The following is a 12,106-nucleotide window of genomic DNA, read 5'->3' as shown; positions in this document are numbered from 1 at the left end:
CACGCGAGGTCGCGTCTAGGCCGCATCACTTCCTGCGCAACAAGCGGCAGGAGTGGGAGGAGTACCGCAGCGAGGTCACCGCCTTCGAACTGCGGAAGAACCTGCCGGTTCTGTAGGACCGCGAAGGGTGCGGGGCGGGGTCGGGGGGTTGCCGGCCCCGCGTCCTTCGGGGGGTGGGTGTTATCCGTTCGCCTGTTTCGACAGCAGCTCGTGCAGCGGCTCCGTAGCCCGGCGGCGGTACTCCTGGATGGACCAGCCGTTGCCGTCCGGGTCGGTGAAGTACATGAAGGTGGCGCCGTCGTCGGGGGTGTACTGGACCGGCTCGGAGATTTCGAGGCCGCGTTCCGTCAGTTCGGCGTGGGCCGCCTTGATGTCGGCCACGCAGAGCTGGAGGCCCTGGTAGGAGCCGGGCTCCGGCTTGGTCTCGCCCTTGGTCATGTCCCAGATGCTGTCGCCGAGAGCGATCGAACAGCCGGAACCCGGTGGGGTCAGCTGGACGATGCGCATGCCCGGCATGACCTCCTGGTCGATGTCGACGTGGAAGCCGACCTTGTCCCGGTAGAAGTCGCGGGCCCGGTCGACGTCGCTCACGGGCAGCGGGATCACTTCGAGGGTGAAGTCCATCAGTGGTGGTCCTCCCTGGTGAATCGCCAGCGGGTCTGGCTGAACGGCTCACCCTTACCGAAGCCGAAAACGGTACGTGGCGCCACCGAAAAGACGTAAGCGTGCCCCGATCCGTGGCGGAATGCTCCGTTCCCCACCTCGAAGTGCCAGAAGGGTCCGTATTTCGTCTCCCACGCCACCGCCAGCTCGTGCAGCCGGGCGTCGTCGGTGACCCTTTCGGCCACGCCCTCCACCACCAGGTCGTAGCCCTCGTTCCAGAGGTTCGTGCCGGTCGTCAGCACCAGATTCGGGTTCTCGTCGAGGTTGCGCGCCTTGCGTTCCTCAGGGCCCGTGCAGAAGTGCAGCGCACCCCGCGACCACACCGCCGGCAGCGGCGTCACATGCGGACGCCCGTCCGGCCGTACCGTCGAGATCCAGAACAGCTCGGCCTCGGACAGCCGCTTCTCCGCCTCGGACCAGGGGGTCGCGGTGGCCTTCTCGTCGCTGTAGCGCGCGTCCAGTCGGGTCTGTGGTTGGTTGTCGGTCATCGGCCGCCCTCCAGATGTGTCGCCGGACCTCTCCCTCTGCAGAGAAGACCACCCTGAGCGCCGGAACTCATCGGCGCCACTTCCAGGGTCTGCGGCTAGGCTCGATCGCGTACGACCTTGATCGGGTGCGTACGACCCCGATCGGACGGGAGGGCGAGCATGACGGCGCCGGGGCGCAGGAGCAGTACCTTCACGCGGCTGCTGCGGCACGGATTCACCCACCCCTCGGCCGCCGAGCGGCTCCTGGAGAGCCCCGAGCTCGCGCCGATCCGCAACGATCCGGTGCTGCTGGAGGCCCTCGGCGCCACCGCCGACCCCGACCTCACCCTGGACGGCCTCGTCAAGCTCGTCGAGGCCCAGCCCGAACCCACCGCACAGCGGGAACTGCTCGACACGGTGATAGCGGCCAAGCCGCTGCGCGACCGGCTGCTCGGCGTGCTCGGCGCCTCCGCCGCGCTCGCCGACCACCTCGCCCGCCACCCCGGCGACTGGCAGGCGCTGGCCATGTACGAGCCGCGGGACCTGCACCCCGGGGTCGAGGAGTTCGAGCAGGGCCTGGCCGGCGCCACCGACCCGGTGTCGCTGCGCGTCGCCTACCGGCGCTGCCTGCTGTCCATCGCCGCCCGCGACGTGTGCGGCACCACCGACCTCGCCCAGACCGCCGCCGAGCTCGCCGACCTCGCCACCGCGACCCTGCGCGCCGCCCTCGCCATCGCCCGCGCCGCCGCTCCCGAGGACGCCTCGCAGTGCCGGCTCGCGGTCATCGCGATGGGCAAGTGCGGCGGCCACGAGCTCAATTACGTCTCCGACGTCGACGTCATCTTCGTGGGCGAGACCGCCGACGGAGCCGACGAGGCCAAGGCCCTGCGCTCGGCCACCAGGCTCGCCTCGCACATGATGCGGATCTGCTCCGAGACCACCGTCGAGGGCTCCATCTGGCCCGTGGACGCCAATCTGCGCCCCGAGGGCAGGAACGGCCCGCTGGTGCGCACGCTCAGCAGCCACCTCGCCTACTACCGGCGCTGGGCCAAGACCTGGGAGTTCCAGGCGCTGCTCAAGGCCCGCCCGGTGGCCGGCGACATCGACCTCGGCGAGGAGTACGTCGCCGCCCTCGAACCGATGGTCTGGAAGGCCGCCGAACGGGACAACTTCGTCGCCGACGTGCAGAAGATGCGGCGCAGGGTCGTCGAGACCATCCCCGTCTCCGAGGTCGACCGGCAGCTCAAGCTCGGCCCCGGCGGGCTGCGGGACGTCGAATTCGCCGTGCAGCTCCTGCAGTTGGTGCACGGCCGCGACGACGCCTCGCTGCGCAGCGGCACCACCCTGGACGCCTTGCAGGCGCTCGCCGCGGGCGGCTACGTCGGGCGTGCGGATGCCGCGCAGCTCGACACCGCCTACCGCTTCCTGCGTTCCATGGAGCACCGCATCCAGCTCTACCGGCTGCGGCGCACCCACCTGGTGCCCGAGGACGAGGCCGACCTGCGGCGCATCGGGCGCTCGCTGGGGCTGCGCGTCGACCCGGTCGCCGAGCTGAACCGCGAGTGGCGACGGCACGCGAGTGTCGTACGGCGGCTGCACGAGAAGCTCTTCTACCGGCCGCTGCTCGACGCCGTCGCCCAACTCGCCCCCGGCGAGGCCCGGTTGAGTGCCGGAGCGGCACGGGAGCGGCTGGTCGCGCTCGGGTACGACGATCCGGCGGCGGCCCTGCGGCATCTGGAGGCGCTGGCCTCCGGCGTCACCCGCAAGGCGGCGATCCAACGCACCCTGCTGCCCGTCCTGTTGGGCTGGTTCGCCGACTCGGCCGATCCGGACGCGGGGCTGCTGAACTTCCGCAAGGTGTCGGACGCGCTCGGCAAGACCCCTTGGTATCTGCGGCTGTTGCGGGACGAGGGCGCCGCGGCCGAGAACCTCGCCCGGGTGCTGTCGGCCGGCCGTCTCGCCCCCGACCTGCTGATGCGGGCACCGGAAGCGGTCGCGCTGCTCGGCGACGGCGACGGCGGCACCGGTCTCGAACCCCGCTCGCGCGCCCACCTGGAGCAGGAGATCCTCGCCGCGGTCAACCGCGCCGACGGCGGCGTCCAGGCCGTCACCGCGGCGCGCGGCGTACGGCGCCGTGAGCTGTTCCGTACGGCCGCCGCCGACATCGTCGACTCCTACGGCACCGAGACCAAGCCCGCCGAGGCCGATCAGGGCGCGCTGGTGGACCGGGTGGGGGGCGCGGTGTCCGACCTGACCGCGGCGACGCTGGCGGGCACGTTGCGGGCGGTCGTCCGGGAAGGGTGGGGGGACACCCTGCCGACCCGGTTCGCGATCATCGGCATGGGCCGGTTCGGCGGGCACGAGCTGGGCTACGGCAGTGACGCCGACGTCCTCTTCGTGCACGAGCCGCGGGACGAGGTCGACGAGCACGAGGCCGCCGCGGCCGCCAACCGGGTCGTCAGCGAGATGCGGCGACTGCTCCAGGTCCCCAGCGCGGATCCGCCGCTGCTGATCGACGCCGATCTGCGGCCGGAGGGCAAGACGGGGCCGCTGGTGCGCACGCTGAACTCGTATGCGGCCTACTACCGGCGGTGGTCGCTGGTGTGGGAGTCGCAGGCGCTGCTGCGGGCCGAGCCGGTCGCGGGCGACGCGGAGCTCGCGGGGCGGTTCATCGAGCTGATCGATCCGCTGCGCTATCCCGCGGAGGGGCTCGGCGACGACGCCGTACGCGAGATCCGGCGGCTGAAGGCCCGTATGGAGTCCGAGCGGCTGCCGCGCGGCTCCGACCCCAAGCTGCACTCCAAGCTCGGGCCGGGCGGGCTGTCCGACGTGGAGTGGACCGTGCAGCTGCTCCAGCTCCAGCACGGGTGGGCCGAGCCGGGGCTGCGGACGACACGGACCCGGGAGGCTCTCGCCGCCGCCTGTGCGGCCGGGCTCATTCCGGGCGAGGAGGCGGCGATCCTGGACGAGGCGTGGGTGCTGGCCACGCGTGTGCGCAACGCCGTGATGCTGGTGCGGGGGCGGGCCGGGGACACGTTTCCGTCGGACGCCCGGGAGCTGGCGGCCGTGGGGCGGTATCTGGGGTACGAGCCGGGGCACGTGGGGGACATGCTCGACGCGTATCGGCGTACGGCTCGGCGGGCCCGGGGTGTGGTGGAGGAGCTGTTCTACGGGGGGTGACGGCCGGGGTGCGCCGGGATGCCTGCGGCGGCCCGTTGCGGTGCGTGGGGGTGCGCCGGGCGCCTACGGTTTTGTTGTGGTGCGGGGCCGTGCCGGGGGGTGTCCGTCCTCGGTCGGGCGGTTGCTGTCGCTTGAGATGTGCTGTTCCTTGACGCCCGCCGCTGCGGGCGGACACCCCCCGGCACGGCCCCTCCCCGCCGTGGGCGGCTTGGGCACCGAACGGGGCAGGGAGTACGGCAGCGCTCCGTACCAGAGGCGTGCCACCGTGTAGCCGAAGGCCAGGCAGATGAGGCCGCCGACCGCGTCGAGCCAGAAGTGGTTGGCCGTCGCGACGATCACGACGAGGGTGGCCGTGGGGTAGAGCAGGCCCAAAATCCGGACCCAGGGGGTCCGTGCCAGGGCGAAGATCGTCAGGCCGCTCCAGACCGACCAGCCGATGTGCATCGACGGCATCGCGGCGTACTGGTTCGACATGTTCTTCAGGTCGCCGGAGGCCATGGAGCCCCAGGTGTCGTGGACCAGGACCGTGTCGATGAAGGTGGTGTTGGTCATCAGCCGTGGGGGAGCGAGCGGGTACAGGTAGTAACCGATCAGGGCCACGCCCGTGGTCGCGAAGAGGACCAGACGGGTCGCCGCGTAGCGGCCGGGATGGCTGCGGTAGAGCCAGACCAGGACTGCGAGGGTGATGATGAAGTGCAGCGTCGCGTAGTAGTAGTTCATGCCGACGATGAGCCAAGTCACGCCGTTCACGGTGTGGTTGATCGACTCCTCGACGGCGAGGCCCAGGTGGTGTTCCAGCTTCCAGAGCCAGTCCGCGTTGCGGAGGGCCTCCGCTTTCTGCTCCGGGACCGCGTTGCGGATCAGTGAGTACGTCCAGTAACTCACCGCGATCAGCAGGATCTCGAACCAGAGACGAGGGCGGCGGGGGGTGCGCAGCCGGCGCAGGAGTCCCCGCCCCGTCTCGTCCGCGACGGGGGGCAGAACGGCCGCTTCCCGGCCCTCCAATGTCGTCACGGTCGTGTCACCCATAGGCACAGAGTCTGCCAGAAAAGACTTCCCTGACCGATCATCCCGCGGTTGGGTTCAGGACGCACGTTCTACGGCCCGCGGACCGGTCCGCTCTCCTACCAACGCAGGGGCGGGCGCGGTGATTCTCCGCCTTGCGGACGACTTACGGACGAACCCTGTCACCAGGTGCCGAAGCGGTCGAACCGCGCACCACCAGCTCCGGCATGAACACGAACTCGCTGTGCGGCGCGGGAGTCCCGCCGATCTCCTCCAGCAACGTGCGTACCGCGGCCTGGCCCATCGCCGGGACCGGCTTGCGGACCGTCGTCAGGGGCGGGTCGGTGAAGGCGATCAGGGGGGAGTCGTCGAAGCCCACGACCGAGATGTCCGTGGGGACCTCCAGGCCGTGCCGGCGGGCGGCTCGTATGGCGCCCAGCGCCATCATGTCGCTGGCGCAGACCACCGCGGTGCAGCCGCGCTCGATGAGCGCCGTGGCCGCCGCCTGGCCGCCCTCCAGGGTGTAGAGGGAGTGCTGGATCAGCTCGGTCTCGATGACGTCCGCGGGAAGGTTCAGCTGGTCCTGGACCGCGCGGACGAAGCCCTCGATCTTGCGCTGGACCGGGACGAAGCGCTTGGGGCCCAGGGCCAGGCCGATGCGGGTGTGGCCCAGAGAGGCGAGGTGCGTCACCGCCAGGGTCATCGCCGCGCGGTCGTCGGGGGAGATGAACGGTGCCTGGACCTTGGGGGAGAAGCCGTCCACCAGCACGAAGGGAACGCCCTGGGCGCGCAGCCGCTCGTAGCGCTGCATGTCGGCGGTGGTGTCGGCGTGCAGTCCTGAGACGTAGATGATGCCCGCGACCCCGCGGTCCACGAGCATCTCGGTGAGCTCGTCCTCCGTGGAGCCGCCGGGGGTCTGGGTGGCCAGCACCGGCGTGTATCCCTGCCTGGTCAGCGCCTGGCCGATGACCTGGGCGAGGGCGGGGAATATCGGGTTCTCGAGCTCCGGGGTGATCAGGCCCACCAGGCCCTCGCTGCGCTGGCGCAGCCTCACCGGGCGCTCATAGCCGAGTACGTCGAGTGCGGCCAGCACGGACTGGCGGGTGGTGGCGGCGACGCCCGGCTTCCCATTGAGGACGCGGCTGACGGTCGCTTCGCTCACCCCCGCCTGCGCAGCGATGTCCGCAAGCCGTGTGGTCACGGCACTGGACTGTACCGGCCGTATGTCGCCTTGCACACCAATCGGACGCCGTGGGCGACCTGTTGACCGGCCGCGCCCGGGCTGCTGCGTCATCGCGCTCCCTCGTGAAAGTGATGGCAAGAGCTTGCAGAGTCTTGCACAAGCGGTCCGTGTACCGCTCCACCGCTGTAAAGAAGCGTCTCACGGCGGTCGCACAGCGGTCACGCCCCGGTAACTTCCGTGTTCTCTTGCACTTTTTTTCTGCAAGGTCTTTCGCAAGTCTTTCAGCGCTGTTACGTTCACGTCGCCCGGCGGCTCCATCGGCGCAGTCGGCAAGACAGCAGGGCTCGGCAGACGGGGCCGCCCTGCATCACACGGGCTTTCACCCTCAAGGAGAACTCATGCGGCGTGGCATAGCGGCCACCGCGCTGGTGGCGTCCCTCGCCCTGGCGGCGACGGCCTGCGGCGGCGGGGACGACAGTGGCAGCGACTCGAGCGGGCCGGTGACCATCACGTGGTGGGACACCTCCAACGCCACCAATGAGGCGCCGACGTACCAGGCCTTGGTCAAGGAGTTCGAGGCCGCCAACAAGGACATCAAGGTCAAGTACGTCAACGTTCCCTTCGACCAGGCGCAGAACAAGTTCGACACCGCCGCCGGTTCCAAGGGCGCCCCGGACATCCTCCGCTCCGAGGTCGGCTGGACCCCCGCCTTCGCCAAGAAGAGCTACTTCCTGCCGCTGGACGGCACCGAGGCCCTCGCCGACCAGGACAAGTTCCAGCCCAACCTGATCGAGCAGGCCAAGTACGAGGACAAGGTCTACGGCGTTCCGTTCACCACGGACACCCTCGCCTTCGTCTACAACAAGGACCTGTTCAAGAAGGCCGGCGTCGAGGCCCCCAAGACCTGGGACGACCTGAAGAAGGCCGCCGCCAAGATCAAGGACAAGACCGGCGTCGACGGCTACTGGGGCTCCACCCAGGCCTACTACGCCCAGACGTTCCTCTACGGCGAGGGCACCGACACCGTCGACGCCGACGCCAAGAAGATCACGGTCAACGGCGCCGAGGCCAAGAAGGGCTACGGCACCTGGCTGAGCCTCTTCGACGGCAAGGGCCTGCACAAGGCCGACACCACCGCCGACGCCTACGCCCACATCCAGGAGGCGTTCGTCAACGGCAAGGTCGCCTCGATCATGCAGGGCCCGTGGGAGATCACCAACTTCTACAAGGGCTCCGCGTTCAAGGACAAGGCCAACCTCGGCATCGCCACCGTCCCGGCCGGCTCCGCCGGCAAGGCGGGCGCCCCGACCGGCGGCCACAACCTCTCCGTGTACGCCGGCTCCGACGAGGCGCACCAGAAGGCCGCGCTGAAGTTCGTGAACTTCATGACCTCGGCGAAGGCCCAGGAGACCATCGCCCTGAAGAACAACACGCTGCCCACCCGTGACGACGCCTACACCGCCGAGGTCAAGGCCGACCCGGGCATCGCCGGCTACCAGGGTGTCCTCGCCGCCGCCCAGCCGCGCCCGGCGCTGCCCGAGTACAGCTCCCTGTGGGGCCCGCTGGACACCGAGCTGCTGAAGATCGCCGGTGGCAAGGAGTCCCTGGACAAGGGCCTGGGCACCGCCGAGACCTCCATCGCCAAGCTGGTCCCGGACTTCACCAAGTAACCCCGAGCGGCCGCCGGAACTCCCTGACCATGGGGGGAGAGTTCCGGCGGCCATCGGCCTGAGTGCCGTACACCCTGATCTGTCGATCTTCACGAAGGTTGTCGAACCATGACAGTCGCCATCGACCGCGCGACCGGCAAGCGCCGCGGTGACCGCGCGCCGCGGCCCGGACTGGGCCAGCGCCTGAAGCACGGCTACCAGAAGCACTGGTACGCCTACGCGATGATCGCCCCGGTGGTGATCGTCCTCGGCGTCCTCGTGCTCTACCCGCTGGTGTACGGCCTGTACCTCACGCTCACCGACGCCAACAGCCTCAACAGCGCCCGCACCATCGGCGTGAACCACATCGACGCCACCTACAAGTTCATCGGCCTCGACAACTACGCCGACATCCTGTGGGGCGACACGGCGTACGACCGCTTCTGGTCGCACTTCATCTGGACGGTCTTCTGGACGGCGGCCTGCGTCACCCTCCACTACACGATCGGCCTGGGCCTGGCCCTGCTGCTCAACCAGAAGCTGCGCGGGCGCACCCTGTACCGGCTGATCCTGATCCTGCCGTGGGCCGTGCCGACCTTCGTCACCGTCTTCGGCTGGCGGTTCATGCTCGCCGACGGCGGCATCATCAACTCGTTCCTGGAGACACTGCACCTGCCGACGCCGCTGTGGCTCGAGGACACCTTCTGGCAGCGGTTCGCCGCGATCATGGTCAACACCTGGTGCGGTGTGCCGTTCATGATGCTCTCGCTGCTCGGCGGGCTCCAGTCCATCGACTCCTCGCTGTACGAGGCCGCCGAGATGGACGGTGCCAGCAGGTGGCAGCAGTTCCGGTACGTCACCCTGCCGGGCCTGAGGTCCGTCAGCTCCACCGTCGTACTGCTCGGCATCATCTGGACCTTCAACCAGTTCGCCATCATCTTCCTGCTGTTCGGCGACACCGCCCCGGACGCGCAGATCCTGGTCACCTGGGCCTACTACCTCGGCTTCGGACAGCAGCCGCGCGACTTCGCGCAGTCGGCCGCCTACGGCATGCTGCTGCTGGCCATCCTGATCGTCTTCACCTCCTTCTACCGCCGCTGGCTGAACCGCAATGAGCAGCAGCTCGCGATCTGAGGCAGGAGTCCCCATGACTACGACCACTGTTGAGAACCCGGTGAACGAGAAGGACTCCGCGAAGCCGGCCGCCCCGCGCCCGGTGCGCCGCGGCGAGAACAGCCGCGGGACGTCCGTGGTCTCGCACGGCATCCTGATCGTGGCGAGCCTGATCGCGCTCTTCCCGGTGGCCTGGCTGGTCTTCCTTTCGCTCGGCCCGGACAAGGACGACTATCTGCACCCCGGCGGCATCTGGAAGAAGATGACGCTGGACAACTACACGTTCGTCCTTCAGGAGACGAAGTTCTTCGACTGGCTGACGAGCACCATGATCGTCACGCTGGGCACCACGCTGATCGGCGTCGTGATCTCCGCGACCACCGGCTACGCGGTCTCGCGGATGCGCTTCCCGGGCTACAAGAAGTTCATGTGGGTGCTGCTCGTGACCCAGATGTTCCCGGTCGCCGTGCTGATGGTGCCGATGTACCAGATCCTGTCCGAGGTCCAGCTCATCGACAACTACCTCGGTCTGATCCTGGTCTACTGCTCGACGACCGTGCCGTACTGCGCCTGGCTGATGAAGGGCTACTTCGACACGATCCCGTTCGAGATCGACGAGGCGGGACGCGTCGACGGACTGAGCCCCTTCGGCACGTTCGCGCGGCTGATCCTGCCGCTCGCCAAGCCGGGCCTCGCGGTCGCCGCGTTCTACAGCTTCCTCACGGCCTTCGGCGAGGTCGCGTTCGCGTCGACGTTCATGCTGTCCGACACGAAGTACACCTTCGCGGTGGGCCTGCAGACCTTCGTCAGCGAGCACGACGCGCAGCGCAACCTCATGGCCGCGACCGCGGTGCTGATCGCCATACCCGTGTCCGCGTTCTTCTACTTCGTGCAGAAGAACCTCGTCACCGGACTCACCGCGGGTGGGACGAAGGGCTGACGCGCCGCTGTGGCTGGTCGCGCAGTTCCCCGCGCCCCTGAAGGGGCGCTTCGCCCCTGAAGCTCGAGGCGGCCGCCGTGTCCATCCGACCCCGCTGTCACTGCGGCCGCCTCGTCATCCCCGCCGTATGCACACCCGACCCCATGACCCTCCCCCACCGCACCAAGGACGCCATGAGCCAGCAGCACTCCGCCATCGCCCCGGCCCCGAACCCCGCCAAAGCCAAGCGCAGCGACTGGTGGCGGGACGCGGTGATCTACCAGGTCTATCCGCGCAGCTTCGCCGACAGCAACGGCGACGGCATGGGCGACCTGGAAGGCGTACGCTCCCGACTCCCGTACCTGCGCGACCTCGGTGTCGACGCCGTGTGGCTGAGCCCCTTCTACGCCTCGCCGCAGGCCGACGCCGGCTACGACGTCGCCGACTACCGGGCCGTCGACCCGATGTTCGGCAATCTGCTCGACGCGGACGCGCTGATCCGTGACGCCCGCGAGCTGAGCCTCAGGATCATCGTCGACCTGGTCCCCAACCACTCCTCCGACCAGCACGAGTGGTTCAAGCGTGCCGTCGCCGAGGGGCCGGGCTCCCCGCTGCGCGACCGCTACCACTTCCGTCCCGGCAAGGGCACGGACGGCGAACTGCCGCCCAACGACTGGGAGTCCATCTTCGGCGGCCCGGCCTGGACGCGGGTCACCGAGCCCGACGGCACCCCCGGCGAGTGGTACCTCCACCTCTTCGCCCCCGAGCAGCCCGACTTCAACTGGGAGCACCCGGCGGTCGGCGACGAGTTCCGCTCGATCCTGCGCTTCTGGCTCGACATGGGCGTCGACGGCTTCCGTATCGACGTCGCCCACGGCCTGGTGAAGGCGGAGGGGCTGCCCGACCTCGGATCCCACGATCAGCTCAAGCTGCTGGGCAACGATGTCATGCCGTTCTTCGACCAGGACGGTGTGCACGAGATCTACCGCCAGTGGCGCACGATCCTCGACGAGTACTCCGGTGAGCGCATCTTCGTCGCCGAGGCGTGGACCCCGACCGTCGAGCGCACCGCCAACTACGTCCGCCCGGACGAGCTGCACCAGGCCTTCAACTTCCAGTACCTGTCGACGGCCTGGGACGCGGAGGAGCTGCGCGAGGTCGTCGACCGCACCCTGGAGGTCATGCGCCCCGTCGGCGCCCCCGCCACCTGGGTGCTGTCCAACCACGACGTCACCCGGCACGCCACCCGCTTCGCCAACCCGCCCGGTCTCGGCACCCAGATCCGCACCGCCGGCGACCGCGCGCTGGGCCTGCGCCGCGCCCGCGCCGCCTCCCTGCTGATGCTGGCCCTGCCCGGCTCGGCGTACATCTACCAGGGCGAGGAGCTGGGCCTGCCGGACGTCGTCGACCTGCCGGACGAGGTCCGGCAGGACCCGGCGTACTTCCGCGGCGCCGGCCAGGACGGCTTCCGCGACGGCTGCCGGGTGCCGATCCCGTGGACGCGCACGGGGTCGTCGTACGGCTTCGGCGACGGTGGCAGCTGGCTGCCGCAGCCAGCGGGCTGGGGCGAGCTGAGCGTCGAGGCGCAGACCGGTGACGCCGACTCCACCCTGGAGCTGTACCGCTCCGCGCTCGCCGTCCGCCGCGCCCAGCCGGACCTCGGCGCCGGCGAGTCGGTGGAGTGGCTGCGCGCGCCCGAGGGCGTGCTGGCGTTCCGCCGCGGCGAGTTCGTGTGCGTGGCCAACACCACCGGCGAGTCCGTGACCCTGCCGGCCCACGGCCGGGTGCTGCTGAGCAGCGGTGAGATCACCGAGGCCGACGGCGAGACGAAGGTCCCGTCGGACACCACCGTGTGGTGGACGAGGGCCTGACGGTCAACTCCTGTGGCCCACCACCGCACGGTGGTGGGCCACAGGCCGTTGTGCGG

General features: G+C 69.6%; 9 protein-coding genes and 1 pseudogene. 6 read left to right on the top strand and 4 right to left on the bottom strand.

The window, feature by feature from the left end; genetic code table 11:
- Positions 1 to 29: 29 nt before the first annotated feature.
- A pseudogene (locus tag PGH47_RS43230) lies at positions 30 to 116 on the top strand (glutamine synthetase); the annotation flags it as partial.
- 64 nt (positions 117 to 180) lie between these two features.
- Here PGH47_RS43230 and PGH47_RS12185 read toward each other — a convergent pair.
- Positions 181 to 624, bottom strand: a complete 444-nt coding sequence (locus tag PGH47_RS12185; protein ID WP_271663433.1) for a VOC family protein — start codon at positions 622 to 624, stop codon at positions 181 to 183.
- The gene (locus PGH47_RS12180) at positions 624 to 1,151 is read right to left on the bottom strand and encodes a pyridoxamine 5'-phosphate oxidase family protein (RefSeq protein WP_271663432.1); all 528 of its coding nucleotides are present in this window, start codon (positions 1,149 to 1,151) and stop codon (positions 624 to 626) included. The genes PGH47_RS12185 and PGH47_RS12180 overlap by 1 nt, the downstream gene beginning before the upstream one ends.
- A gap of 159 nt (positions 1,152 to 1,310) precedes the next feature.
- Between PGH47_RS12180 and PGH47_RS12175 the strand changes: the two genes are divergently transcribed.
- Positions 1,311 to 4,310 (top strand): bifunctional [glutamine synthetase] adenylyltransferase/[glutamine synthetase]-adenylyl-L-tyrosine phosphorylase, encoded by a 3,000-nt coding sequence (locus PGH47_RS12175; protein ID WP_271663431.1) that lies wholly within the window; start codon positions 1,311 to 1,313, stop codon positions 4,308 to 4,310.
- Positions 4,311 to 4,373: 63 nt separating this feature from the next.
- On the opposite strand, the gene PGH47_RS12170 is transcribed toward PGH47_RS12175, so the two are convergent.
- Complete coding sequence (locus PGH47_RS12170; protein WP_271663430.1) at positions 4,374 to 5,339, bottom strand: phosphatase PAP2 family protein; 966 nt, start codon at positions 5,337 to 5,339, stop codon at positions 4,374 to 4,376.
- 142 nt (positions 5,340 to 5,481) lie between these two features.
- Entirely contained in the window at positions 5,482 to 6,516 is a 1,035-nt protein-coding gene (locus tag PGH47_RS12165) for a LacI family DNA-binding transcriptional regulator (RefSeq protein WP_260474789.1), read from the bottom strand.
- 380 nt (positions 6,517 to 6,896) lie between these two features.
- Here PGH47_RS12165 and PGH47_RS12160 point away from each other — a divergent pair, with 380 nt between their 5' ends.
- The 4 genes from PGH47_RS12160 to PGH47_RS12145 all read left to right on the top strand — a co-directional run bounded on the left by PGH47_RS12160 (position 6,897) and on the right by PGH47_RS12145 (position 12,050).
- Positions 6,897 to 8,168, top strand: a complete 1,272-nt coding sequence (locus PGH47_RS12160) for an extracellular solute-binding protein (RefSeq protein ID WP_271663429.1) — start codon at positions 6,897 to 6,899, stop codon at positions 8,166 to 8,168.
- 108 nt (positions 8,169 to 8,276) lie between these two features.
- Positions 8,277 to 9,281: a carbohydrate ABC transporter permease gene (locus tag PGH47_RS12155; protein WP_271663428.1), complete on the top strand. Its 1,005-nt coding sequence runs from the start codon at positions 8,277 to 8,279 to the stop codon at positions 9,279 to 9,281.
- Positions 9,282 to 9,294: 13 nt separating this feature from the next.
- The gene (locus PGH47_RS12150; RefSeq protein ID WP_030952894.1) at positions 9,295 to 10,200 is read left to right on the top strand and encodes a sugar ABC transporter permease; all 906 of its coding nucleotides are present in this window, start codon (positions 9,295 to 9,297) and stop codon (positions 10,198 to 10,200) included.
- Positions 10,201 to 10,373: 173 nt separating this feature from the next.
- Positions 10,374 to 12,050 carry a glycoside hydrolase family 13 protein gene (locus tag PGH47_RS12145; RefSeq protein WP_271668036.1) on the top strand — a complete coding sequence of 559 codons (1,677 nt, stop codon included), beginning with the start codon at positions 10,374 to 10,376 and terminating at the stop codon, positions 12,048 to 12,050.
- Positions 12,051 to 12,106 lie beyond the last annotated feature (56 nt).

Origin of the sequence: Streptomyces sp. HUAS 31, assembly GCF_028198125.1 — a bacterium.
GTDB classification, from domain to species: Bacteria; Actinomycetota; Actinomycetes; order Streptomycetales; family Streptomycetaceae; genus Streptomyces; species Streptomyces chartreusis.
This window is presented reverse-complemented; position numbering and strand designations above follow the sequence as displayed.